Annotated in this window: 16 protein-coding genes; 6 read left to right on the top strand and 10 right to left on the bottom strand. The window is 47.4% G+C overall.

Annotated features, from left to right (window positions below):
* On the bottom strand, nt 1–189 hold a 189-nt coding region (locus NG795_RS04250; protein WP_367287424.1), incomplete at its 3' end, for a hypothetical protein.
* On the opposite strand from NG795_RS04250, the gene NG795_RS04245 reads away from it, so the two are divergent.
* The 3 genes from NG795_RS04245 (at nt 188) to NG795_RS04235 (ending at nt 4,728) form a co-directional block, all read left to right on the top strand.
* Nucleotides 188–1,381 (top strand): calcium-binding protein, encoded by a 1,194-nt coding sequence (locus NG795_RS04245; RefSeq protein ID WP_367287423.1) that lies wholly within the window; start codon nt 188–190, stop codon nt 1,379–1,381. The genes NG795_RS04250 and NG795_RS04245 overlap by 2 nt on opposite strands.
* 951 nt (nt 1,382–2,332) lie before the next feature.
* The gene (gene hemE / locus NG795_RS04240; protein ID WP_367287422.1) at nt 2,333–3,397 is read left to right on the top strand and encodes a uroporphyrinogen decarboxylase; all 1,065 of its coding nucleotides are present in this window, start codon (nt 2,333–2,335) and stop codon (nt 3,395–3,397) included.
* 281 nt (nt 3,398–3,678) lie between these two features.
* The gene (locus tag NG795_RS04235) at nt 3,679–4,728 is read left to right on the top strand and encodes an NAD-dependent epimerase/dehydratase family protein (protein ID WP_367287421.1); all 1,050 of its coding nucleotides are present in this window, start codon (nt 3,679–3,681) and stop codon (nt 4,726–4,728) included.
* A 349-nt stretch (nt 4,729–5,077) separates the two neighbouring features.
* On the opposite strand, the gene NG795_RS04230 is transcribed toward NG795_RS04235, so the two are convergent.
* The 3 genes from NG795_RS04230 to NG795_RS04220 form a co-directional block, all read right to left on the bottom strand.
* A complete protein-coding gene (locus tag NG795_RS04230; RefSeq protein ID WP_367287420.1) occupies nt 5,078–10,609 on the bottom strand; it encodes a trifunctional serine/threonine-protein kinase/ATP-binding protein/sensor histidine kinase in 5,532 nt (1,843 codons plus the stop codon).
* Nucleotides 10,610–10,739: 130 nt separating this feature from the next.
* Nucleotides 10,740–11,534 carry a radical SAM protein gene (locus NG795_RS04225; RefSeq protein WP_367287419.1) on the bottom strand — a complete coding sequence of 265 codons (795 nt, stop codon included), beginning with the start codon at nt 11,532–11,534 and terminating at the stop codon, nt 10,740–10,742.
* Between the two features lie 112 nt (nt 11,535–11,646).
* Nucleotides 11,647–12,165 (bottom strand): DUF3122 domain-containing protein, encoded by a 519-nt coding sequence (locus NG795_RS04220; protein ID WP_367287418.1) that lies wholly within the window; start codon nt 12,163–12,165, stop codon nt 11,647–11,649.
* Between the two features lie 1,145 nt (nt 12,166–13,310).
* Here NG795_RS04220 and NG795_RS04215 point away from each other — a divergent pair.
* A complete protein-coding gene (locus NG795_RS04215) occupies nt 13,311–13,679 on the top strand; it encodes a DUF760 domain-containing protein (protein WP_367287417.1) in 369 nt (122 codons plus the stop codon).
* Between the two features lie 40 nt (nt 13,680–13,719).
* On the opposite strand, the gene NG795_RS04210 is transcribed toward NG795_RS04215, so the two are convergent.
* The 6 genes from NG795_RS04210 to smc all read right to left on the bottom strand — a co-directional run bounded on the left by NG795_RS04210 (nt 13,720) and on the right by smc (nt 22,333).
* Nucleotides 13,720–14,952 carry an HhoA/HhoB/HtrA family serine endopeptidase gene (locus NG795_RS04210; protein ID WP_367287416.1) on the bottom strand — a complete coding sequence of 411 codons (1,233 nt, stop codon included), beginning with the start codon at nt 14,950–14,952 and terminating at the stop codon, nt 13,720–13,722.
* A gap of 560 nt (nt 14,953–15,512) precedes the next feature.
* A complete protein-coding gene (gene trpA / locus NG795_RS04205) occupies nt 15,513–16,307 on the bottom strand; it encodes a tryptophan synthase subunit alpha (protein ID WP_367287415.1) in 795 nt (264 codons plus the stop codon).
* Nucleotides 16,308–16,521: 214 nt separating this feature from the next.
* Nucleotides 16,522–16,848, bottom strand: coding sequence for a DUF3007 family protein (locus tag NG795_RS04200; protein ID WP_367287414.1), 327 nt, complete (start codon nt 16,846–16,848; stop codon nt 16,522–16,524).
* A gap of 103 nt (nt 16,849–16,951) precedes the next feature.
* Nucleotides 16,952–17,167: an NAD(P)H-quinone oxidoreductase subunit L gene (gene ndhL / locus NG795_RS04195; protein WP_367287593.1), complete on the bottom strand. Its 216-nt coding sequence runs from the start codon at nt 17,165–17,167 to the stop codon at nt 16,952–16,954.
* Nucleotides 17,168–17,527: 360 nt separating this feature from the next.
* Complete coding sequence (locus NG795_RS04190) at nt 17,528–18,547, bottom strand: PRC-barrel domain-containing protein (RefSeq protein WP_367287413.1); 1,020 nt, start codon at nt 18,545–18,547, stop codon at nt 17,528–17,530.
* Between the two features lie 51 nt (nt 18,548–18,598).
* Nucleotides 18,599–22,333, bottom strand: coding sequence for a chromosome segregation protein SMC (gene smc / locus NG795_RS04185; protein WP_367287412.1), 3,735 nt, complete (start codon nt 22,331–22,333; stop codon nt 18,599–18,601).
* A gap of 743 nt (nt 22,334–23,076) precedes the next feature.
* Here smc and NG795_RS04180 point away from each other — a divergent pair.
* Nucleotides 23,077–24,111, top strand: coding sequence for a TIGR00341 family protein (locus tag NG795_RS04180; RefSeq protein WP_367287411.1), 1,035 nt, complete (start codon nt 23,077–23,079; stop codon nt 24,109–24,111).
* A 206-nt stretch (nt 24,112–24,317) separates the two neighbouring features.
* Nucleotides 24,318–25,832 carry a pyruvate kinase gene (locus NG795_RS04175; RefSeq protein ID WP_367287410.1) on the top strand — a complete coding sequence of 505 codons (1,515 nt, stop codon included), beginning with the start codon at nt 24,318–24,320 and terminating at the stop codon, nt 25,830–25,832.
* Nucleotides 25,833–25,986 lie beyond the last annotated feature (154 nt).

Genomic DNA, 25,986 nt, shown 5'->3' with positions numbered 1-25,986 from the left:
TAATTCAGGGACAATTCCACCCGAAAATAATTCAGGGACAATTCCACCCGGAAATAATTCAGGGACAATTCCACCCGAAAATAATTCAGGGACAATTCCCCCAGGAAATAATTCAGGGACAATTCCCCCAGGAAATAATTCAGGGACAATTCCCCCAGGAAATAATTCAGGGACAATTCCACCTGTCATGGTTGGGGGAGGTGAAAGTGATGGATCGCTGCCTTGGGAAACTGGCGCAATTGGCGAAGACGGGAACCCTTGCGGGGAGATGAATCTTCCTGAGTCACCCAAATTCTTGACAGTGGGGGGGGATAACCGAACGGAGACGATGGTGATTGGCAGGGAGGATGGGGATCTGCTAATCGGGGGTTATGGGAATGAGGGGGTGTTTGGTAGCGGTGGGGATGATCAATTGTATGGCGAAGAGGGGGATGATCATCTGTACGGAGGGGATGGCAATGATACGATACGCGGGGGGATAGGAAGCAAACAGGAAAATACCCCGGGAGATGCCGATCGCCTAGAAGGTGGCACAGGCATTGACGAACTCCACGGCAACCAAGGGAAGGATACTATCTTTGCTGGTGAAGGGGATGATAGTGTATATGGTGGCAAAGATGAGGATTTAATCTGGGGCGATCGCGGCAGTGATATCCTCTACGGAAACAAAGGCAATGATACCATCTTTGGCGGTAGCTGGACTGAATCGGCATTATCAAGCGATGCTGGAGATATCCTCTATGGCAATGAAGGGGATGACTACCTCAGCGGCAATGAAGGGGATGATACCCTCTACGGTGGACAGGGTAATGATATCGCCTGGGGAGGCGCAGATGACGATCTAATTTATGGCGATCGAGGGAGTGATACCCTCATCGGCGATGCAGGCAATGATACCATCTACGGAGGTCCATCAGACCCTTCCCTGGCGGATCAAGAGGGAGGCGACTACATCAGTGGTGGATCGGGAGATGACTTCATCAACGGCAACCAGGGTGATGATATCATCGGTGGCGGAGACGGAGACGACACCCTCCACGGTGGAAAGGGGAATGATTTTCTAACCGGAGGTAGCGGTAACGATCTCCTGAGTGGCGATCAGGGTGATGATATCCTCTGTGGTGGGGATGGAGATGACACCCTAATCGGAGGTAGCGGCAGCGATCGCTTTATACTTGGGAATGGACAAGGAACGAAGGCGATCGCCGATTTTGAATCCGGCATTGATCAACTCACTTTAGCCCGTCATCTAACCTGGGGTCAACTCTCCATCCAGTCCCAAGGGGGAGTCACCACCATCAGCAGTGGCGGGAAAATGCTTGCCATCCTCCAAGGTGTCACCCACCTCAGTGCCCAAGATTTTGGCCTAACTGGAGTGTAGCGCATCGGTAAAGTAGGCGATCGCAGGGACAAGAAACCCAGTTTCTACAGCTAATCTGCGATCGCCGGAGGTTGCGATCGGGCTAAAGAATCTCGATTATTGCAAATGAAATTCTTTAGCCCGAAAAATTTTTAGTCTTCTGACCAAGAATACCCTTTTTCGCCCGTTGCCCGACCAACCCATTCTCGCGGGTCAGGGGTTGCTTTTACATAGAAAATAATGCGATTTTCATCGTCATTCAAGCGTTCGTAACTTTCAATGATTCCTTGTTTATAAGAAGGAAGGCTTTTCTGGTTATGAAGGGCTAAATATTCGGCGCTATTGGCAGATTGTTCAGATATTTTTTTCCAATACCCACTTTAAAATCGACCTCTTCCTAATTCTTGAACATTCAGACCGTCTCTACAAATTAGATGAATTCCTAAAAGTTTTCGAGGCATTTTGATAGGAGTCGTAATTTAAGGGGTTATTTTATTATTATACACTCCTTTAAGACGCTTGTCAAGAGATAAAATTAAAAAGTAACCCTGTGGCGTTTGCTATTTATAAAAGCCCACAATGTTTCTACTGATTTTAAGAATTCCTCCCACTTTCTTGGCAAGGTTAGAACCTGTGTTCATCGGATAAAATTTAACCCTTAAATTTCCGGGACTATTTATAAATATCCTTGCTTCCATGTAAGGGCTAAAGAACATTGATTGTCTTCTCTCTCTTCTACACCTGTGGCCCAACTGTCGGCGCAGGTGCCTCAAATCTATTGGACGCCCTAATTTAGATACCAAAATGTTACAAAATATTAATTTTACGTTCAAAAGTCATAAATAGTGATATATGAAATCGCCCCGCTTCAAAAAGCCCCTTTCTGGAAGTCCCTGCAAAAAAACAAAAATAATTGACGCAGAATGGTAAGCTGAACAATGGCATTTAAGTAAAATTTAAGGTGAAGTTTAAATGGCTGGTTCTAGCCCAGTTCCTTATCTACTAAGAGCAGCGCGTGGGGAAAAATTAGATCGTCCCCCGGTTTGGATGATGCGCCAAGCGGGGCGCTATATGAAGGTTTATCGAGATCTGCGCGATAAATACCCCTCGTTTCGGGAACGTTCGGAAAATCCGGAGATTGCGATCGAAATCTCTCTGCAACCCTGGCGGGCGTTTCAACCGGATGGGGTGATTCTGTTCTCGGATATCCTGACTCCCCTGCCGGGAATTGGCATTCCTTTCGATATTATCGAAAGTCGGGGACCGATTATTGACCCCCCGATTCGGACTCAGGAACAGATTGATAAGCTGTATCCCCTGGAACCCGAGGAGACGATGCCGTTTATTCGTCCGATTCTGGAGACGTTACGCAAGGAAGTGGGGACGGCATCCACGGTGTTGGGGTTTGTGGGTGCGCCCTGGACTCTGGCGGCTTATGCGATCGAGGGTAAGTCTTCTAAAGACTATACCGTGATTAAGGGCATGGCCTTTAGAGAACCGGCGATGTTGCATTCGTTTTTGGCAAAAATTGCCGATGCGATCGCCCGTTATGCCTGCTATCAAATCGATTGCGGTGCTCAGGTGATCCAAATGTTTGACTCCTGGGCGGGGCAACTGAGTCCCCAAGATTACGAAACCTTTGCCATGCCTTATCAAAAACGGGTGGTGGATCAGGTGAAGGCAGCACACCCGGAAACCCCGATGATTCTGTACATTAATGGCAGTTCGGGCATTCTGGAACGGATGGCGATGTCGGGCGTCGATATCGTGAGCGTAGATTGGACCGTAGATATGGCTGAGGCGCGCAAGCGACTGGGTGCCAAGATGGGTGTGCAAGGGAATATTGACCCCTGTGCCTTATTTGGGTCCCAGGATTTCATCCGCGATCGCATCCTAGATACGATTCGCAAAGCGGGAAATCAAGGTCATATCTTGAATCTGGGTCATGGTGTTTTACAAGGCACCCCCGAGGAAAATGTGGCGTTCTTCTTTGAAACGGCAAAGCAGGCGGATAAATTACTAGCAGTTCATAGCTAGTCACCCTTACGGCGATCGCCTCCAGGACCCCGGTAGCGTCAAGGTAAAGAACAACCGGGGTTCTGGTGCGATCAGTTGAATCTTGCACCGACTCTGGAGGGATGGAATGGAGGCGATCGCTCAGGCATTACCCCCTCCTGGCGGCCCCTTTCTCCAACGAGGTGGGGTCAAACCCCCTCTAGGGACTCCCCTTTTTGACAAAAAACGGTCTAAACTCTAAAATCTAAAATCTACGTTCGACAATCTGACGCTCCCACACCACCCTAGCCGCAATATCTCCCGTGTATTCAAATTACTATAGACCCAAAAAGCGTATTTTCATCACCGGCGCGAGTGGCTGTATTGGTCACTACCTGACCGAGGCTCTCATTCAAGAAACTGACCATGAACTATTTCTGTTAGTCAGAAACCCGGAGAAACTCCGACTTGATTTAGAAGCTCGACCGGGTATTTCCATCGTCCAAGCGGATATGCGCCAGATTGATAAGTATGCCGATCTTCTCAAAACAATGGATACGGCGATTTTAGTCGCCACTGCCTGGGGAGGGGCACAGGAAGTTTTTGATGTTAATGTTCACAAAACCCTGCGACTGTTAGAGCTTTTAAACCCCGAGGTTTGTGAACAGGTTCTCTATTTTTCCACCGCCAGTATTCTAGATAGAAATAACGAGTTACTGAAAGAATCCGGACAAATGGGAACCGAGTACATCCGGTCTAAATTTGACTGTTTGCGCCGCTTCACTCGCTTGCCGATCGCCTCACGCATTACCACCTTATATCCCACCCTCGTCTTTGGGGGAGATGAAGAAAAACCCTACTCCCACGTTGCAGCGGGAATGCCAGAAATCCTTAAACATATTAATCTGATTCGCTTCTTTAAAGCCGAAGGCAGTTTTCACTTCATCCATGCTCGCGATATTGCCAAAGTCGTAGTTCATCTGGTAGACAATCCACCCGAACCTGCCGGACCTTTTGTACTAGGAAATCCAGCAGTCACCGTTGACCGCGCGATAGAAGAAATCTGCGCCACCCTGAATAAAAATATTATCTTCCGCATTCCCCTCACTGGGTTTCTCGTCGATCTATTTATCAAAATTTTTCGGATTCAGATGTCATCTTGGGACCGATTCTGTCTGACTTATCGCCACTTTACCTATAAGGACCCGGTGAGTCCCGCCACCTTTGGCATGACGACGGAATATGGGACCCTGCGAGATTTAGTCAAGACTTACAACACAGTGAAGTTGCAAAGAATTGAAGAAATCGCGCAGTTACCAGAGGACCTCTCTCCTGCTGATGAAGGATATTCCGATGAGAGACCCCATTATTAACCCCCATTAAAAGGGGACCAGAAACCGGGTTGATCTTTCTTTGTCCCACCACTCCAGTTCCGACCCTTAAGGGGATGGCAAAACATAAATCATCAAAATGACTCCATCAAGGAGTCACTACGAAGGGTTTGTAGTAACCCCTTCAGGGGTTTCTTTAAGGGAACTCCAAACAATAACCTCTTCACAATCTTTTAGAAGAGAACCCCCCAACCCCCCTTAAGAAGAGAGGGTTTTCCCATTCTACCAAACTTCTAATGCAGAACTTTGTTGATGCAAATCCCTCAGATGACTCCTCAAGGAGTCATTACGAACGTTTTGGGGATTTTATTGTTTGGAGTTCCCTAATCTATCACGACTCTACACGACGATCTAAGAGTTGCTTGATCGGAATTTCCACGATAAATTCTGCGCCATCGGGGGGTTCAGAACTACAGCGAATTTGACCGCCATGTTTTTCTACAATAATTTGATAGCAAATGGCTAACCCTAACCCCGTACCACTCCCCACGGGTTTCGTGGTGAAAAAGGGGTCAAACAAGCGTTTTTGGACCGCTTTGGGAATACCCGGTCCATTATCGGTAATCCGAATTGAGACCGAATTCGGACTGATTTTTGTCGTATCAATCTGAATGGTTGGGGACCGGCGAGAACTGGGTTCAGAGTTTCTCTGGAATTCAGATAATCCACCCTCTGCATCCTCTTTTCGATAGCATTCTAAGGCATCAACCGCATTAGCTAATAGATTCATCAACACTTGATTAAGCTGTCCCGGAAAACATTCGACTTGGGGGAGTTCCCCATAGTTTCTGATGATTTCAATGGTGCAATGTCCCGGATTTCCTTTGAGGCGATGCTGCAAAATGAGCAGGGTACTCTCAATTCCTTCGTGAATATCGACTTGTTTCATTTCGCTTTCATCCAGGCGCGAAAAATTCCGCAAGGAGAGGACAATGGAGCGAATCCGTTCAGCCCCAATTTTCATGGAAGAGAGCAGTTTAGGCAAATCGCTCAAAATAAAATCAAGTTCGATCGCCTCGATTTCTTCTTGAATATCTTCGGGGGTTTCCGGTGCGTGTTCTTGATACAGTTCGATTAAGTGGAGTAAATCTTGGATATATTCCGCGACATGGGTAATGTTTCCATATACAAAATTAACGGGATTGTTAATTTCGTGAGCAATTCCCGCAATCATTTGGCCGAGACTCGACATTTTTTCAGTTTGAATCAGTTGAGTCTGGGTTTGTTTGAGTTCCTGCATTGCGTGTTTTAAGCGCTGATTTTTATCTTTGAGTTGTTGGGTACGCGCTTGGACTCTTAGTTCTAGGTTTTGGTTGGCTTCTTCTAGTTGCTCATTGGCGCGTTTTAATTCTTCGCTGGCGGCGGTTAAATTGGCATAAAGCAGGGAATTTTCTAGGGAAATCGCCAGTTGGGAAGAGAGGACGGTTAGAAATTCTAAGCGTTCGGGGGTAAAGGCGCTTTTGGCACTATTATTTTCTAAATAAAGTAGCCCGATCGGTTGTCCGCGATCGAGGATGGGAGTACATAAAATAGATTTAGGCTGATTTTTAAGAATATAGGGGTCAGTGCTAAAGGTGAGTTCATAGCGGGCATCATTTAAAACGAGGCTTTGTTTGGTGCGGATTACATAATTAATGGCAGATAATGGGAGGATTAAATCCTGGGTGAGTGGCGTATAGTCGTGGAGGATGACTTCGGGAGTCTCTACAGAAGCTGTGGCTTTTAATCCGAGTTTGCCCTGGTGTTTTAAGATGAGGAAAGCGGTTTGAGCCCCGGCATTTTCCAGGAGAATAGTCATCAAGGTTTCAATGAGCTTGGACAAAACGATTTCTGAGGCGATCGCCTGGGATGCTTTGAGGGCGCTGGCTAAATCTAAGCCGCGATTATGAGCACTGGTACTGGTCGTAGTGGAGGTACTGGTAATCTGTCCGAAATTAGCACATTCATCCAGGGGAGTCGCTTGCAACATCCCCATTGGATATTTTGCTTCTAGGGCTTTGAGTTTAGCCGTTGCACCCCAACGTCCATAACTATAATGGGCTTTTTTCAAATAGGTTTGGGCGATTTCATCGCGCCCGAGGTGAGAATAAAAGAGGGCGGCGCGTTCGTAGGCGATGGCTTCTTCCTGGAGATATCGATATTTTTTAGCCCCTTGAATGGCTCGGTCATAATATTCCATTGCCAGCAGGGTTTGCCCTTTCACCCGTGCTTTTTCCGCCTCTACTAAGTCATATTTATGGCGAAAATTTGTAGGGGAAAATTTGGCCCAGAGTTGCATCTGTTTTTGGTGTTCGGTGACTTTCCGGAGTGTGGTTTGTCGGGCCCGTTTATCAAGGCGATCGCAATTCGCCAACAGGGACAAAGAATAATAAAAATTATGTTCCGACCAATAGGGTAAAGCCGCCCCTTGTTTTCCATACTTTTCTGCTAATTGTCCCGATTTAACCGCTAGGGAATAGTCCTGGAATAAATAACATAAAAATGTTTTACAAAAAAATGCCCCAAACAGTAACATCATTTGATTTTGCTCAATCCACAACCCCAGGGTTTCTCTTTCATTGAAGCTGGTCCCCACTAACTCACAGGGTTGCGGTGATTCTCCCTGCAAATTGAGGACCATTTGTCGCCAAATTTGAATATAAGAGAGATGAAATTCCAGTTGAAGCTTCTGCATTTTCTCCAGATACTGCTGTTGTTTCTGGTTGATTAGCTCTAAGGACTCCCCAATAAAAAACATAAAATTGACCTGATGAAGGGCGCTATAGAAACCATATTCTATATCTCCCGTATCCAGACCTATTTGAATATTATCCTCTAGGGGCTGAAGCGATAAAATGGTCGGAAATTTGTATTTTTTAACAAAAACATTGTAAAGTACATTGACTTTGGCTTTTAATTCGGGAGCATTAAATTGATTGAGAACCCGCAGAGATAATTGCCCAAATTGATGGGCGGCCTCAATTTTTAAATGCATCCCGCATAACAACATCGCATAAATGCCATAAGCATAAGTGGCGAGGGGGGAGTTGCCCCATTCAATTGAGAGTTTCACCATCGTAAAAACAACGGAGGGTAATAATGCCGGACTGATCAGATGAGCCGCCGGGGTCATGGTCATCAGTACCCTCATGGCCGCGATTTTATGCGGATCAGTCATTACGGGTAAGTTGGCTAAGGCTTCAATTTGATGACTATCTTGGGGGAGTTCTTGGAAGAGTTGATTAGCATAGGAGCGAATCGCTTTATCTTGAGTGGGTAGGGGTACTCCCAGCAGCCTTAAAACTTCGAGTCCAGTTATTAAGGCTAATTTGGGCTGATTTTTAGCAATATTAATTTGAATACTTAATTCATAGAGTTTTACTTTATCTAATAAATTTTTTGCATTTGCAAAAGCCGCATCATAAAGTTCATCGGCTCGATTAAAATGCCCTTGCAAATATTCAGTTTCTATAGCAGCAATGAAAAAGTTTAAGGTGAGTTCATAGTCTTCTTGCCAACCGCGTTCGCCCAGGCGTTGTAGGCCAAAATTCAAATATCTCAGAGCTTGTTCATAAGCGGTTGCGGCTTTTGCTTTTTGACCTGTGGCTAGATTGAGTTGGGCTAAGTTGCAGAGTTCCTGACGATCGCCCATGAGTTCATAACCCACGTTGAGATGTTCAACGAGATCGAACATTTTGTTTTCTAAGTCCACCCCCGGGACATTTTGTAAAAGCACCCGTCCAATTTTTAAATGAACAATTTTCTTTTGTGCTTCAGGAATCAGGGAATAAGCCGCTTGTTGGACGCGATCGTGAATAAATTTGTAGGAAGTTTCTACCGCTTGCCCATCGAGTAAGGCCAAATTCTCTACATCTTGGACAATTTCAGGAATGATTTCGGGTTCACTAGCGGGAACAATTAACCCTTCGTGGAGGGCGGGATTTAATTGATGAATCGTGTCCGATGTTTGTCCTTCACTAACCCAGGTGAGGAGGTTTAAATCGAAGCGATTGCCAATACAGGCGGCTAAGTTTAAAAGCGCTTGGGTCGGTTCTGGTAGCTTCTGAATTTGGGTGAGGGTGAGTTCGATGACATCATCGGTAATTTCGGTCCCTTGGAGGCGATTAATCTCCCACTGCCACTCGCCCTGTTCAAAATCAAAGGTTAATAAATTATCCTGGGCTAAGGACTGGAGTAATTGAATAGAAAAGAAAGGATTTCCATCGGTTTTATTGTAAATAAATTGAGCCAGCGGTGCAATGCGATCGCCCCCCAAGCTCAGAGTATCGCTGAGGAGTTCCTGGATATCCTCAAGTTCCAATCCTCTCAACGGGATAGCATTCACCACAGCCCCATTGTTTTGCATTTGATTGAGGGTCGAAATTAATCCATGAGTAGCATCCACTTCATTAGAGCGATAAGTCCCCACTAGGAGTAGATATTTGCTCTCGGGTTCAGTCATCAGAATCTGAATTAATTTTAATGAAGCGGAATCCGCCCATTGCAAATCATCTAAAAATAAAACTAGGGGATGTTTCGCTTGAGTAAAAACTTCTACAAAGGCTTTAAAAGTTCGATTAAATCGCGCTTGAGATTCCGTGGGAGATAGGTCGGAAACATCCGGTTGTTCACCCAGTACCAGTTCAATTTCCGGAATCACATCAGCAATGATTTTGCCATTGGTTCCTAACGCTTTATGAAGGGTTTCAGTAAACTCTTCCAGGATGTCTTGGGGTTCTGTTAACTGTTGGCGAATTAATTCTCGAAAGGCACTCACTAGCGCCCGGTAGGGAATATTTTGTTTATAGCGATCGAACTTACCCGAGATAAAATAGCCGTTATGTTGTCGGATCCAAGGCTGAAGTTCTCGCACTAAAGCGGATTTACCAATGCCCGAATGTCCGGCAATTAAGAGGGTTTCCCGAGGACCTTGACTGATGCGAGTGAAGGTAGACTGGAGAAGGGCAATTTCGCGATCGCGCCCGTAAATTTTGCGGGGACTGGCAATTTTCCCCGTGGGATCCTGAAGGGCAATTCCAAAGGACTGAATACTGCCTTGGGTTTGCAATTGGTGCAGGCAAATTTCTAAATCAACCTTCACCCCCCAGGCACTTTGATAGCGGTCCTCGGGAGTTTTTGCAATTAATTTCATCACAATTTCCGCGAGAACCGCAGGAATCTCCGGGTTACGAACATCCGGAGAAATGGGCTTTTTAGCAATATGTTGATGAACCCATTCTAACGGGTTTTTCGCTTGAAACGGTAGCTCTCCCGTCAGCAATTCATAAAAGGTAATGCCTAAGGAATATAAATCCGTGCGATAGTCGATCGCCCGATTCATTCTCCCCGTTTGTTCTGGGGACATATAAGCTAGAGTCCCTTCAATCGCATCGACAGAAATCATCCCTTGAGTTTCTTTCGCCCCAGAAACCGCAATACTAAAATCGGCAATCTTCACCTCCCCAGTCTCCGGATTGATAATAATATTATGGGGTTTAATATCTTTATGCACAATCTGGTGGTGATGGAGTTGTGCTAAAGTCGCCGCGAGTTGAATCCCAATTTTTAAAAATTCGGTGAGGTCAATCTCCTGCTTTTCCCGATAGATTTTGAGGGAATGACCCCCAAAATCCTCTACAACTAAGGCTAGACCATTTTGATATTTTTCTAAGCTGTAAGGTTGGACAATACCTGAAATATTCAGGCCACTCATCATTTCATATTCATGCTGAAATCGGGCAATATCTTGAGCTTGCGGAAATTCTGCTTTGAGGATTTTAATAATAACGGGTTGTTGCGTCCGTTTATTATAGGCGCGGTAAATGACCGTTCTCAGGCCGGATTGAATTTCCTGGATTTGGGAATACCCTGGAATCAGGCTCATAAATTCAGTGATATCAATGGATGATTGAGTTTAGGGTATCATTGAATTGTCTACAACTGGGAAATTGAGTCAATTCAGTTTCCCTTGAAGGCAATGAGTTCAAGGGAAAACATGAACTGCTACTTCATGATTACGCCGGAGCAGATCGCACCGCAATTCCCGTCGCCTCAGCAATCTCCCGGGCCAAGTTTTGTAAAACCTCGGGATGGAGACAGGGCAACATCTGCACCGGATAGGGTCGAGATTCCTGGGGGTGATGATTTCCCCGTCCATCTAATTGGCGGTTTACGGGTTTGGGACGGGTGGGAGTATTCAGTTGAATTTCATCCACCCCCAGCGATCGCATCCGGGAAATATATTCCGCTTTCGTCTGAGCATCCCACGGGGACAACAGCATAGTTTGAATGCCAATTTCTCCGGGATAATCTTGACAAAACTGCTGAATTCCTGCCCAAATATCTGCCAAATTAATCCCATTAATGGGGCGATTTACCCCTTGAAATCGGCGTTCTGATACCGCATCGAGTTTAAGGGAAACCCGGTCCGCAGTCGCCAAGGCGTTCCGAACTTCTGGATCTCCCAATGTTGTCCCATTGGTGAGCACTAATGTGGGACGATGGGTGCAGTCAGCGATTCCCTGCAAAATTTCCCTTAAATTCAAAGCTAAGGTGGGTTCTCCACTGCCACTGAGGGTAATTACATCCACATTCCAAGGTGCAAATGCTTCTAGTTCATCAAGGATTTGTTGGGTTGGAATATAAATGGCCCGATCGCCAGTTTTCTGCTCAATTTCTCCGAGTTGGCAGTAAACACAATTAAAGGAACAAGTCGAAATACTGCCAATGGGGTCAATCCCCAGCGATCGGCCATACCGCCAAGAGGAGACGGGTCCATAGACGGAGGAAAAAGTTTGAGTTGCGTTCATTTCGGTTAACAAAGCACTCCAAAACTGAAGAGTGGAAAGACGATAGGGGAAGTACCTATTGAGAACGGGTCTTGCCAAGTCCCCTCGAATTGCGATCGCCTCAGTTCAAGGTTTAATTTTGGGCGAGGGTTTGCCATTCGAGGATGATAGAAGGTGGGATCTGCAATGAAACCGTTCGATTGTCTGCGATCGGTAAAAGGAGTACGGTTCGCTGATTCATTGGCAGTTTTAACAGCACGGATTTAAAATCGTACTGCCCCACATTTGGGGCGGGAGACTGGTCCGCAAACTCATCTTCTGCCCTGAAAATTTCCCCTGTCTCTATTTTAATCTCCAGCGGTTTGGGATGGGAAAAGTCCGCCACTCCGGGAAATCCTACTAATCTGAGATTGACTCCAGTCACGGTTGCCTCTTTAACTTGTTTAAAGAGTACAACTTGCCAAGAATACCCGGCCTGGTCTCGTAAACTATGTTGCGATTGATACAGAAGTTGACCGGGCGCTTCCTCGATTTGGCGGATGTCCGCCCAAGCGGGTTGTGCTCTTAAGTGACTTTCTCCTAAAATCAGGAATGCTACCAGGGAAAGGAGAAGCAGCAGTTTAGAAAGGATGGATTTGATGCGAGTCCACATAGATATTATATTGTTTTGAAGGTAATGCTTCTATCGTAGTGGAGAGAGGGACGCTACATACCGACTGGGTTTGAACTGCTGTGGGCGATCGGGATGAGTTTGACCCTGGTAACTGCAACAACCGGCGGGGGTTAAAACGATTGGCGGCCTAACAGCTCAAGTCGGTTGAAACCGACTATAAGTCTTATGGGATCGTGTTTTCAGTCGGTTTTAACTGAAATATTGCACCCGTTGCAACAACCGGCGGGGGTTTTAACCCCCGCCTAACAGCTCAAGTCGGTTGAAACCGACTATAAGTCTTATGGGATCGTGTTTTCAGTCGGTTTTAACTGAAATATTGCACCCGTTGCAACAACCGGCGGGGGTTTAAACCCCCGCCGGTTTTGAGAAGGATGCAAGATTTCGGTTACTACGAACAAAGAAAGAGAACGCCTGAAGGCGTTACTACGAACAAAGAAAGAGAACGACTGAAGTCGTTACTACGAACGGGGTAGCAACGACTTTAGTTAATTTTAGATAGTATGGGGGCGGTGGGACTTGAACCCACACGGCTGTCTCCAGCCAACGGATTTTCATTCTCCCGCAACTTTCGCTGCTGCCAGAATACTGGTTTTGAGAATTGGACTCTCCCTTTACCCTCGGCTTTACGTTAGGGTAGCTCCCGTCGAGTCTCTGCACCTTCCGAAATTTCGGCTTGGCTCAGGATTGCCTTGTCTGTTGCCAGAGTTAGGTTTCCCTGAATTTGAGAGCGGTCACTTAAAGGATTTCTCCAATAAGGCTCAGTTTTCTAAGTCCGTAGCGTCTACCATTCCGCCACGCCCCCGAGGAATTCGGCTAGGGTTTAATCGGATGCGGCTGTGTGAGCCGGTCAGATTAAGCATTTCGCCAAAGCATAGCTATTATGCACGATTTTTCTGTCTAAGTCAACTGTCAATCCTAAATTTACCGGATTTTATGAATCGGCAGTGTTTTGAGGGGGAGAATTAAGGAGGGGGAAAATTTTTACCTCTTAAGAAGTTGACAGCCTATTATTTATGTGATAATGCTCCCTCAGAGCGGGTTTGGAATCCCAACTGGGAAGGGAGCATCTGCCTAGCACTATGGTTTAAAGTAGAAAATAAGCACTTGAGCTACTTAGGATCCTCATGGTTTATCAACCTGACTTTCTGAATTCCCACGATGAAGATATCGAAGCAAATCAGTTGCTGAAATACTTACAGCATCAACCTCCAGAAGTTTTAGCACGGGTTGCCAAGTCAGTCAGCCCGGAAATTAAGGAAATAATCTCTCAGAACGTTCAGGGACTGGTGGGTGTCCTGCCGTCGGAGAACTTTGAGGTTCAGATTACGACGAACCGAGAGAATTTGTCTGGTTTGTTGGCATCCGCCATGATGACGGGTTATTTCCTGCACAAGATGGAACAACGGATGCATTTGGAGGAACGGTTATCCCAAGTTAGTCCCCTGGGGAATGACTCCGCTGGTGGCGGTTCAGGGAAAAATGGAGCTCGTTAGACTACGGATTCAACCTGGGGACGTTGATCCCGATCGCCCTTTAGTTCTGGCGATCGAGGGGAAACGCCCCAGGACGCACAGCAATGGTGGCGGTGGCCCCTTCTCGGTTGACTTCCACTTGCAGTAGTCCCCCAACTTGGGTGGCTTCTACCAATTCTTGCACTTCGCTTGCCGTGGCGATCGCCACCCCGTTAATTTTTTGAATCACATCCCCTTTTTGCAACTGGGCTTTCTGCGCTGGAGTATCAGGTAACACCGCCATAATCACGACCCCAGTTTCGGCGAGAATCTTCACCCCTTCCAGACGTTCCTCTAATTTGTCCCGGACTTGGGGAGTCAGTTCTACCATTTGAATGCCCAAAAATGGGTGAGAGACTTGACCGTTTGTAAATAATTCATTGGCAATTCGTTTGGCAGTTTCGATGGGGATGGCAAACCCTAATCCTTGAGCATCCGCGCGAATTGCGGTATTCACCCCAATCACTTCCCCGCGATCGTCGAGTAACGGTCCCCCGGAATTCCCCGGATTAATCGCCGCATCGGTTTGAATAAAGCGGACCCGCTTATCAGAAATTCCCACTTGAGAACTCGATCGCCCGGTGGCGCTGATAATCCCCACGGTGACGCTATTATCCAATCCCAGGGGACTGCCGATCGCGATCGCCCATTGTCCAGGCACCAAATTTTGGGAATTCCCTAACTTCACCTTCGGCAACCCAGTCCCTTCAATTTTGACCACAGCTAAATCAGTGAGGGAATCAATTCCCATAACTTTCCCCTCAAAGATGCGACCATCATTCAGGGTCACTTTCACCACGCGAGTCCCTTCGACCACATGAGCATTGGTGATAATTTGACCCTCATCACTCAAAATAAACCCAGAGCCCGTGCCGTGGTTCCCTCGTTGTCTCGGGGGTGGCATTTCTTCCCCAAAAAATTTCCGAAAAAAGGGATTGTTTGGGTCATTCTCCTCAACCGTTTTTCCGGACCGAATGGCATCAATTCGCACCACTGCCGGACCCACTTTTGCCGCCGCCGACGCGATAAAATTGCGGTCAATGGGCTGTTCCCTGAAAGCGGGATTGGTTTCGAGGTCTGAATCTGCCTCGGTATTGACTGGAGTAGTAGTGTCCGGTAGCATCACCGGCATGGCTACGGGCTGTTTTCCGAAATTGTTATCGAACAGGATAGATCGGCTGGCGATCGTGCCGACGCTCCCACCGAGGACTAATAAGTTCAACCCCACAATCAGCCGCTTTAATACTTGACGCATAGCTGGTTTCCCCATTCGATAGCGATACAACTCATCCCCAGATGGCGCACAATGTTGGAGGCTGGCAACCGCAGCCCGTGGATTACATCTTAGCAATAAGCAGATCCCGAGGTTGGGGTAGCCTATTTTCTCCCACTGTAGCCTAATTCTCCGGTTGGGGGTGAGGGTTCAGGGAGTGGATTTGGTAAAAGTTAGTGAAATTTGAGATCTTGCATTATTCTCCACTCCGGCGGGGGTTTAAACGATTGGCGGCCTAACAGAATCAAGTCGGTTAAAAACCGACTAAAAACTTTACCTGATAAGATGAGCAGTCGGTTAAAACCGGGCTAAAAACTTTACCTCAATAAGACGAGCAGTGGGTTGAAACCGACTTGATTCTGTTAGGCGGGGGATTAATCCCCCGCCGGTTGTAGCGACTCCATAAAGAACCCAAAAAATCAAGAATTGTTGATTTTTTGAGGTCTGTCATGGGGGTTGGTTGAGGGGAGAAGAGGACCCCACCTGACGCCTCCCCTTGCTAAGGGGAGGGGACCGGAGGGAGTTGTTTGGGGGGGGATTTTTTAGCTTATCGCCTTTTTGAGACTTTCGCAGAACTCTCCAATTGCTGCTAATCCTTCTTCTGGGGTGCCTTCGGCTAATCGTTTGACAAAGGCACTTCCGACAATTGCAGCATCTGCACCCCAGTCTTTGACTTGGCGCGCCATTTCTGGGGAGGAGATGCCAAATCCGACGCCAATGGGTTTATCGGTAATTTGGCGCATTTCGGTGAGAATATCTTCGACGCGGGACTGGACTTGGGACCGCATTCCGGTAACGCCGGTAACGCTGACGAGGTAAATAAATCCTCTGGACTGACGGGCGATCGCCTCAATGCGGGCTTTTGGGCTCGTGGGGGCGACTAATAACACCACCTCAATCCCCCGTTCATCGGCTTTTTTGAGGATGTCCTCTGACTCTTCTAAGGGCAAATCCGGGACCACTAAACCCCGGACTCCTGCATCGGCAGCATTTTTGAGGAAGTTGTCCACCCCCTGTTTGAGAATCGGGTTGTAGTAGGTGAACAAAATGATGGGCGACTGCAAAGTAGGCGTTACTGCCTTGACGGTTTCTAAGACAGCTTCCAAGCGCGTACCCCGTTGCAGTGCACGAGTTGCTGCTGCTTGAATCACGGGTCCATCAGCCAGGGGGTCTGAGTAAGGAACCCCTAATTCAATCAAATCCGCACCCTTGCTATCTAACAGTTGCAAGGCTTTAGCGGTGGTCGGCAAATCTGGATCCCCTGCGGTGATAAACGGGATCAAAGCACACTGCTGGCGATCGCGCAGGGACGCAAAGCACTGGGAAACCGATGTCATTTTATAACTTACCTAGCTTGGATAGATTAACTAGCGTATCATCTGCCAGGAGCGTTAGTTTATCAAATCCTGTCGGGTGCTAACTTTAGGGGGTCCACCCGGATAACGACTGAAGTCGTTACTACAAACGAAGAAACTTCCCCCGTTCGTAATAACGACTTCAGTCGTTTCTTAAGTTCGTAGTAACGACTTCAGTCGTTTCTTCTCATTTCCCCTAATCTTGCGCCTTCAGTTTCTCCGCCTCATTCTCCGCGTCAATTTCTGCTTGAATTTTAGCCAATTCTTCCGGCGTCAATTCTTCTAAACGCTTTTGCAGAACGGCAGTTTTATAATCTTCCACCTGCTGATGAAAGGTCATATCTCCATTCACAGCGCGGAATAAATAGGTGAGTAACCAACCCACTAACCCCCCGACTAATAAAACTTGACTCCAAATTCCAGCAGTAACACTATCAAACCCGGCACTCTGGAATCCCAGATAGGCTAAACCTCCAGCCAGGAAAACACCCAAGCCAATTCCTAATACATCAATTCTTCGCATAATTGCGTTAATTTTATCTAAATTTTATGAATAATTCGAGGACGAAGAAATTGGGAATCAATGCCTCACTAGCTGTTGATTTCCGAATTTCTTCATTCCTGTTTTAAACGTTAATTTCTCGTCGCTTGGGTCGAAAATTCAAAAAGGGAGCAAGAACTAACATTCCCGGGAAAAAGAAAAACACTAAGAAATACAGAAAAGCCCGTTCAAAAGAACTGGCGACATACCACCGCTTTTGTAGCCAAAAGTAGAGGGCTAAGGGGACAACCAATAGGTAAGTCCCACCTAAAATCACATACAACAGCAAGGCAATAGTCATGTCATTTAGAATCGGCATGATGGCAATGGTGAGGGTTTTACAATAATGCGGCGCGATCGCCTGAATGCTAAGGAGTTTACCCCATTTCAAAGAGGGGTTCGCACTGGCTCAACTCGCCCACGTCCGTATTGTAGCTTGCTCGGGTCTCCAGGTACTAATTCCTCCCCCTCTCAAGGTGTATTTGTAGGGGCGCAATGCGCAGGCCCCTACAATTATCCTCGTGACTGCAATTATCCTCGTGACTGGGCTTCAGCCGAGTCACGCACTTATGGAGGCTCTGCCTCCTAATCCCTACCAGGCGGCAGAGCCGCAGAAGGCCCATGTCATGGCAGAGCCATGACACGAGAGGGGTGGGGGTTATTAATAACCCCCCGGTTCTTCCTCGTATTCCTGCACTTTGGTTTTCTCAGGGATATTAATCCGAGGGGGGTTGTAGGACTTATCATCTTCTTCAGCCCAGGCGTCGGATTCTACATCACTGTATTCATAATCCTCAGCATATTCCGGTTCTTCATACGCCGGAGCCGTGCTATAACCTGGCTCCTCGTAGACCTCTTCATAGCGATCGTTGTAGTCCATATCGTAGGTATCGCGAGATGAGGCTTCGCTCCAGTTGTCTTCTTCTACATCATCTTCGTAATAAATTGGTGCAGTCTGACTCTGGCGTAACGGTTCCACAACAGGCTGCTGCCACGATTCATCCTCATCCCACACCTCTTCCACCACCCGCGAGGGTGCGCGCAGGGGTTCTGGCGCAGGAACTCCCATCCCCGTCGGCAGTTGATTTTCCGGACGCGCTGTGGGCATAATCAGGGCTTCTTCTTCTCGGGCCCAAGGGGGTTCGCCAATGCCGAGACGCTCTAAGAATCCCACAGTCAACTGGGAGAGTCGTTCTTCAGCGCCTTCAAACACAATCAGGCGATTGGGTCCACTGCTGACAATTTCCTCAACGGGAAGCTCGTAGGTACTAATCACTTGGTCGGGAATTTGCGGCAGTCCCAAAGAAGCAATCACCAGAGAGACTAATTCCCCGGTGGCGAGGTCAAACTTGAACCCTCTGGCGCGTCCCAACAGTTCGCCGGTTTCCGTAATCACTTCGCTGTTGATTACCCGGCTGTAGGCATCTACGTCAATATCTTCGATGACGTCTTCATCTTCAACCAAGATCACATCGCCAATCTGTTCAATGCTCCGCAGAAACATGAATCGGGGCATTCCGGCGACTGAGAGGAGATTATCTCGCAGACCCAAGGCTACGACCTGTCGGCGGTCAATGTCTACCAACAGTTCTTTGACGACCCCCAGGCGCTTGCCGGTGTCGCGGGTGATCACTTGAGTATTTAACAAGTCGGAGCGGAGACGGATGGTATCAGATGTCATTCTTAGTTGAATCCTAATAGCGAATTCTCTTTAATATTACTATCCATAAAATCATACAGCCGAAGTCTTTTGCTCAATTTGTAGCCCAATGACTTGGGTATAGGCTCCCCGGGCTTGGGTTACGCCAATTACCCGCTCGGCCAGTTTGAGCATAGGAGTTTTGTGACTGACGACGATAAACTGAGCCACGTCAGCTTGCTGTTTTATTATTTTAGCCAATCGTTCCACATTTGCCCCATCTAAGAACATATCCACTTCATCAAAGGCATAAAACGGTGATGGACGATACCGTTGCAGGGAGAAGATAAAGCTGAGGGCGGTGAGGGATTTTTCCCCCCCGGACATGGAGGCTAATCGCTGCACGGGTTTTCCTTTGGGGTGAGCAACAAGGCTCAAACCACTACTAAAGGGGTCCTCCGGGTCGTCGAGTTGCAGATAGCCGTCGCCGTCGGAAAGTTCGGCAAAGATGATTTGAAAGTTCTCATTGACGGCATCGAAGGCTTCTTTAAAGGCACGGAGTCTCAGGGTGGTAAAGTTTTCAATCCGCAACAGAATTTCCGTGCGTTCCCCTTCTAAGGTGGCGAGTTTTTGGCTGAGTTCCTCTAATCGGGCTTGGGTGCGATCGTACTCCTCCAAGGCCAACATATTCACGGGTTCCATTGCTTCAATCCGTTTTTGCAGCGATCGCACTTCTTTCTGCAATTCCTGCAATATCGTCGCCAAACGGTTCTCCATCGCCTCGGTAACCGGCGGTTGCGGGTCGGGTAATTCCGCTTCCCGTTGTTGCAATTCTTGCTGCATATTCACCAGTTGTTCCCGGCGTCCCTGTTGGGTTTCGTGGAGTTTTTGCAGTTGCCATTCCAGTTGTTGCCGTTTTAAATGTAATTCGCGCAACTGGGCTTCAGCTTGGTCCCGGGCAGTTTTTTCTTCCCCCAGTTTGGACTCAATTTCCGCCAAAGCGGTCTGAGTTTGAGCCATTTCCTGACCCAAACTGGTGAGTTGACTTTGCAACTTAGCAATTGTCTCAGTTCCGGCAATTTCCTGTTGCCGGAGTTGGGTTAACTGCTGTTGTCCCTCTTGAATTTTCTCCTCTAAGCGCTGAGACTGACTGCCTAAATCCTGTTGCCGCAATTGCGCTGAACTGAGGGACTGTTCCCATTCCTGTAGCTGACTCTCCAGTTCCCGGACTTGGGACTGGATTTGTTGCCATTCGCTATTGGTTCCAGATTCTTCCATGCTGGAGAGTTCTAACCGCCACCGTTCTAGCTGCACTTCTTGATCCGGTAAGTCAGCAGCGAGGGTTTCTAGTTGGGAGGTTGCCGTTTCTAACTCTTGGGAGTTTTTAGTTAATTGTTGCTCTAACTGGGCGATCGCCCCGGTTAAATTATTAATCTCTTTCTCTAACTGTTCCGATTTAAGCTGCAATTCCCGCTGTTGCTGCTTGGCTTCCACCAATTGCGCCGATCGCTGTTTCACCGTTTCCGTAGCGGTGGCGACTGCGCTGTTACAGCGTTCTAAAATTGTCTCAATTTCCTGTAGTCGATTTTGCAGGGCCGTCACTTCCCCAGACTCTGTATTTCCTCCAGTCCCAAACCGCAACGAGGACCGATGGGGTGCACTTCCCCCCGTCATGGCCCCAGTGCTTTCTAATAAATCCCCATCCAAGGTGACAATCCGCGCTTGTCCTAAATAAGGACGGGCTAAATTGATGCTTTCAAAAACGACAGTATTGCCAAAAATATAAGCAAAAATCTGTAGATAAGGGCGATCGCATTCAATCAAATTCACCGCATAATCCACAAACCCTGGGGCATTTCGCAAGGCTTCAATCGGCGAAAATCGTCCGGGTTTAATTTTATTTAAAGGTAAAAACGTCGCCCGTCCTGCTCGTTTTTGCTTCAACAGTTCGATCGCCGCTGCGGCTACCCCATCATCCTCCACCACCAGATAGCCCAATCGTCCACCGGCAGCCGTTTCCAAGGCTAATTGATAGGTAGGTTCCACTCGTCCCAATTGCGCCACCAAGCCACAGACTCCCGGCAACCCCGTCTGTAAAATCACCTTACTCGCCCCAGTTCCGCTGGCTTCCTGCTGGGCTTGATTTTGGGCTTCCAACTTGTCCAAACGCCGTTGTTTGTCCCGTTGTTCTTCCAACAGTCGTTTTTGGGTTTCCTGCTGCACTTGCAAGTCTTGTTCCAAGGCAGAAACCGTTTGCGCCAAGGATTGCACTTGTTGCACCGCTAACTGATGCCGTTGTTCGATATCCGTGCGGGCAAATTGCTGATTCATCAAGTCCTGACGGGAGGTTTCCAGGGAGTCTTGTTGTTCGGCAATTTTCTGTTCAAGTTGTCCCCGGCGTTCGGTTAAGCGGGCTTGTTCGGTGCGCTGGGGGTCGAGACTTTTTTGCAGGGTTTCGATTTGGCGGTGGAGACTGGTTTGTTGCTGCACCCACTCCTCAGAAGCGGAGGCGATCGCACTTGCCTGTTCCCTTTTTTGGTTCAGCAGGGTTTGAGTACCATCCCGGTTTTCCTGCACCGAAACAATCATATTTTTTTCTAATTCCCGGTCCTCCGCCAATTTGAGCAAGGCTTGTTGCAATTCCTTGACAGTTTGCTCAGTTTGTGCAATCTGGGCGAGGGTTTCTTGACGGTTGGCTGATTGTTCCGCTTTGCGGTTTTGCAGTTGCCGATGTTCCGCGTCTTGGGTGGCAAGGGTGGATTGCAGAGATATCAGTTCCTCTTCTCCGAGGGCTTTCACGCGATTGTTGAGTTCTTCCAGGCGGGTGCTGGCTTGTTGGATTTCGCCGCTAATGCTGGTAATTTGGTCACCGAGTTGGGTCACTTGGCGATCGCCCCCTTCAATTTGCTCCCGCAGTTTCCACTCTTGTTGCTTCAACTGTCGCCATTCCAACACTGCCGCCAGTTTTTCCTTTTCATGCAACTCAGCGCGCAGTTTTTTATATTGTTCAGCCTTAGCCCGGTCTTTGGAAAGGCGCTCAATCTGGGCTTTTAGCTCATTTTCAACGATGCGGCAACGGTCTTCCCGTTCCTTAACTTCATCTAATTTCGTTTTAGCTTGCACGATTTTCCGGTCAAAGGCTGCCACCCCTGCCAGTTCATCAATAATTTCCCGGCGTTCCTTGCCATTCATGGAGATAATGGCGGTAACGTCCCCTTGGAGCACCACGTTATAGCCTTCGGGGTAAATCCGCAGGCGGTTAATTTGTTCGTGCAATTGGGTGAGGGTGCAGGATTCCCCATTCATGTAATAGGTGGAGGTGTAGGTGCCGCCTTTAGTAACGCGCAACCGCCTGGTGATACTCCATTCGCGATCGGCAGTCGCCGCAAGGGTTTCGGCTGTAGAGGGGTCCGATGGGGTGGCCCCATTACCATTTTCGGAGTGGGGTTCGGGGGCGACTGACTCCGATTCTTCCGCTTCTAAACTCTGTTCACTCTCCACCGGGGATTCATCATTGGAAGCAGTTGCCGGTGCATCGGTGGCATAAATCAGTCCCACCGCATCCCCCAAATCAAACGTCACCGTCACACTTGCTTCAACGGTGCCACGACTGCGGGATTGATTGTGGTTCACCAAATCGGGCAACCGTTCCGCCCGCATTCCTTTAGAAGTCGAGATACCCAGACAGAAGAGAAGGGCATCAAGAATATTGGATTTCCCCGAACCGTTAGGACCTGAAACCACGGTAAACCCTGGCAAGACAGGAATGCTCGTCGTGCCTCCAAAGGATTTAAAGTTGCTCAGTTCCAGGCGCGTGATATGAACCATATCGGTTAGAGGGCTACAGAATTGCCCCTTGGGGGTGTTGACTTCTTAATCTAGTTTAGCGATTCTTCACAGATTAGCACGAAGAAATCCAGGGAGGGAAGGGGGTTGACACTGTACCACAGGGGTAGAGAGGGGGAAAGGTTGCCATCTATCCCGAGAGGGAGATTGATGGAGGGTTGCCCGGAGTTGCCCTCTTTAACTCCATCTCCGGTCCCCTCCCCTGTGTCTTGGTCCGGGTTAGGGTGGGGTATCCGTGACGTGGCGCAAACCACGTCACGAGGAATGGTTGGTGCGAGTGTCAGTGTCAGATTATAGTTTGGGAAAAGGAGGCGGAATAAATCGCTTATTTTTATTCGTTGCGGGGTTGGTTGGAACTCGAAGCAAAACAGTTTGAACAGGGGATTTATTTAGTAAACTCGCTTCACCTGAGTTGTAAAAAGATACAAAAACTGGACTACATTTACAGGGCTGGTGTTGGGGCGAATTCCCGGGTAAATTGCAGCCGTTATTTTGAAAGAATTAAGCAGTGTACGCGCTTCAAATCAAAGGGAATTATTTGTATTATTTAATGCTTAATTGGAGGCTCTAGGAGGCAGAGCCTCCAATTAAGCATTACTAGGCAGAGCCTAGTAACGAGAGTTAGGAGATTTATCTCTACCTATAGGGTCAGGTCACGGGGTGGCTATTTATGCTAAGTTTAAGTGAAATTCTGACCCAATCATCTGGATTAAATTACTGCTTAAATGAGTTTAAGACAAATTGAACTATTTTTACCCAAAGAGAGTGCTGAGAAAGTAGAAGAATTGCTACAAGGCCAGTCGGTGATGGGGATTTGGCAGAGTCCGCTTTCTGAAGAGAAGAGTTTAGTTAAAATTATTTTGTCTTCTCAACAAGCTGAGGAGGCGATCGATACCCTATCTTCTCATTTCTCCTACTTAGAGGATTTTCGGATTATTCTGCTGCCCGTTAGTGCCTATTTAACTCATCCTTCCGAATCTAAATCTGCATCAACCAAGGAATTCGATAAAAATCCTTTGCCCGAGGTGGAGTTAGATCCGCAAAGTTCGCGGCTGAATCGGCAAGAACTTCAGCAAAAAATTGACGGGGATTTAGAGTTGAATCTCCAGCATATTGTCATGCTGTTGATTTCGGCAATTATTGCCGCGATCGGCTTACTGCGAGATGATTCGACTATCATTATTGGGGCGATGGTGATTGCGCCTTTATTGGGTCCGAATATGGGGTTATCTCTGGCAACGACTTTGGGAGATATACCCCTGGCTAAAAAAGCATTACAAATCGGAACTTTTGGAATTTCTCTGGCCTTAATTTTATCTCTAGGGATTGGATTTTTTATTCCCATTAATCTGGATGTTTCTGAAATTGCTTTAAGAACTCGGGTCCGTTGGTCCGATGTTTTGTTGGCATTAGCATCAGGAATTGCGGGAGCGCTTTCCTTTACTTCTGGGAAAATTAGTGGACTGGTAGGCGTCATGGTTTCTGTTGCTTTATTGCCCCCTCTAGTGACGTTTGGGATGTTGCTGGGTTCGGGACGTTGGGAAGCGGCTGTTGGGGCAATGTTACTATTTTTAACGAATTTAGTTTCTTTGAACTTAGCCGGGGTTTTGACCTTTTCGGTGCAAAATATTCGTCCGGGGGAATGGTGGCTGGCTTCTAAAGCTGAAAAAGCGACCAATGCCGCTTATTTTCTTTGGTTTGGTTTATTATTTATAGTGATTACGAGCATTGTTTTTTGGAGGAGAAACCATTGGGTTTAGGGAAAAATAAACAGTTACAGTTTTTGCAATATATCTTTGTGTTCGGGATTACAAATTAAGATTTATTGCTCCCTGGGTTGCCAAGTTCCTAAGTCTTGTAAGCTAGAACTATCTTCATCCAGACAAACATTCATTAGAAAAATCTTGAGCCGGATGTTGGAAACGTTTCAAGACAATCCACCCTGTATTCTATGGAATGATGTATTATGCAAACCTTAACTTCTGAACCGCTACAACTCCCTATTCCTGAGTTATCCCACCCTGAAGACCTTCTGAATGCTTTACTCAAACTTCGTGAAACCGTTGAGAATGAGGGTCGAGAACTGTTTGAACAATGGCGTCCAGGAATTCAAAGACGGTCATTTTTAATTAGTGGGTTGAATTTTGCTTATTATTTAGCTTTGCGAAGGCAGGATTTACGGGATTTACAAATGGCATTAACTCCCTGGGGATTATCCTCTTTGGGACGCAGTGAGGCGCGGGTTTTGCCGAATTTAGATGCAGCGATCGCCACGTTAGGTGCTGTCTGTAATCGTGACCCCGCCACCTTACCCAAACGCCCTCCCTTACGGGCATTCTTCCGAGGCGATCGCATCCTGAATTATCGCGCCCGGGCTGTCTTTGGTCCCCCATCCCCCACGCGCCGGGTGCGAATTATGGTGACTCTCCCCACAGAAGCGGCTGAAAATTATGAATTAGTCCGAAATTTACTCAATCAAGGGGCAAATTGTCTGCGGATTAATTGCGCCCATGATACCCCCGTGGAATGGGAAAAAATGGTTAATTTCATTCGTCAGGCAGAAACTGAAACAGGCTATCCTTGCAAAGTTTATTTTGATTTAAGCGGTCCTAAAATTCGCACGGGCAAGTTAATCGCATCGGATAAAAAAAAGCGCTTCTTTGCGGGCGATCACTTTGTTTTATCTGCTCATAAACCCAAATCCCAAAAGGAAATGTCCAGTATTAGCTGTACCTTACCCGAGGCCATTTCGGCTTTAAAAGAAGGTGCGCCTGTCTGGATTGATGATGGCAAACTTGGCGCAATTGTTGACTCTATTCTGCCCGATGGTGTTCTCCTGCGCGTGACGCACACCCGTCCTCAAGGAGAAAAACTTAAAACCGATAAGGGCATTAATTTTCCCGAGACAGTTTTACCTTTAAGTTCCCTCACGGATAAAGATTTACAAGATTTGGATTTTGTCGCCAAACACGCGGATATTGTCGGCTATTCTTTTGTGCAAACTGCCGAAGATATGCGGCAATTGCAACAGGAGTTAAGTCGGCGATCGCCCGAAAAAGCCCGCACTTTGGCGATCGTTGCCAAAATCGAAACCCAAGAAGCAGTCAGAAATCTCCCAGAATTAATCGTTCAAGGGGCCAGTAAACAACCTTTTGGCGTCATGATTGCCCGAGGAGATTTAGCCGTCGAACTTGGATTTCAACGGTTGGCAGAAATTCAAGAAGAAATTCTCTGGTTATGTGAAGCGGCACAAGTTCCGGTGATTTGGGCAACCCAAGTGCTTGAAAGCCTTGCCAAAACTGGGATTCCCTCTCGGGCAGAAATTACCGATGCGGCAATGGCGGAACGGGCGGAATGCGTGATGCTGAATAAAGGGCCGTTTATTTTGGAGGCGGTGCAGATTTTAGATGATGTGTTGATGCGGATGCAGGCACATCAGTCGAAGAAGACGCCTCAACTGCGCGCATTGCGATCGTGGTAAGGGTCCCGCTTCTGTAAAGTAGCCCCCGGTTAATCCGGAAATGGGGCCTTAAATATACGGAAAACCTCTCCTGATCCCGGTGGAATTTACTGCCTCGGGTCAGTTTTTTGCTGAAAATCCAAAAAAAAACGCCCACTGGGTGAGTGGGCGTTGC

Origin of the sequence: Laspinema palackyanum D2c (assembly GCF_025370875.1) — a bacterium.
GTDB lineage: Bacteria > Cyanobacteriota > Cyanobacteriia > Cyanobacteriales > Laspinemataceae > Laspinema > Laspinema palackyanum.
This window is presented reverse-complemented; position numbering and strand designations above follow the sequence as displayed.

Excerpts from the sequence above, each read along its gene's own strand:
- NG795_RS04245 (WP_367287423.1), top strand. The coding sequence starts at position 188 with ATGGTTGGGGGAGGTGAAAGTGATGGATCGCTGCCTTGGGAAACTGGC.
- hemE (WP_367287422.1), top strand. The coding sequence starts at position 2,333 with ATGGCTGGTTCTAGCCCAGTTCCTTATCTACTAAGAGCAGCGCGTGGG.
- NG795_RS04230 (WP_367287420.1), bottom strand. The coding sequence starts at position 10,609 with ATGAGCCTGATTCCAGGGTATTCCCAAATCCAGGAAATTCAATCCGGC.
- NG795_RS04225 (WP_367287419.1), bottom strand. The coding sequence starts at position 11,534 with ATGAACGCAACTCAAACTTTTTCCTCCGTCTATGGACCCGTCTCCTCT.
- NG795_RS04220 (WP_367287418.1), bottom strand. The coding sequence starts at position 12,165 with ATGTGGACTCGCATCAAATCCATCCTTTCTAAACTGCTGCTTCTCCTT.
- NG795_RS04215 (WP_367287417.1), top strand. The coding sequence starts at position 13,311 with ATGGTTTATCAACCTGACTTTCTGAATTCCCACGATGAAGATATCGAA.
- NG795_RS04210 (WP_367287416.1), bottom strand. The coding sequence starts at position 14,952 with ATGCGTCAAGTATTAAAGCGGCTGATTGTGGGGTTGAACTTATTAGTC.
- trpA (WP_367287415.1), bottom strand. The coding sequence starts at position 16,307 with ATGACATCGGTTTCCCAGTGCTTTGCGTCCCTGCGCGATCGCCAGCAG.
- NG795_RS04200 (WP_367287414.1), bottom strand. The coding sequence starts at position 16,848 with ATGCGAAGAATTGATGTATTAGGAATTGGCTTGGGTGTTTTCCTGGCT.
- ndhL (WP_367287593.1), bottom strand. The coding sequence starts at position 17,167 with ATGACTATTGCCTTGCTGTTGTATGTGATTTTAGGTGGGACTTACCTA.
- NG795_RS04190 (WP_367287413.1), bottom strand. The coding sequence starts at position 18,547 with ATGACATCTGATACCATCCGTCTCCGCTCCGACTTGTTAAATACTCAA.
- smc (WP_367287412.1), bottom strand. The coding sequence starts at position 22,333 with ATGGTTCATATCACGCGCCTGGAACTGAGCAACTTTAAATCCTTTGGA.
- NG795_RS04180 (WP_367287411.1), top strand. The coding sequence starts at position 23,077 with ATGAGTTTAAGACAAATTGAACTATTTTTACCCAAAGAGAGTGCTGAG.
- NG795_RS04175 (WP_367287410.1), top strand. The coding sequence starts at position 24,318 with ATGCAAACCTTAACTTCTGAACCGCTACAACTCCCTATTCCTGAGTTA.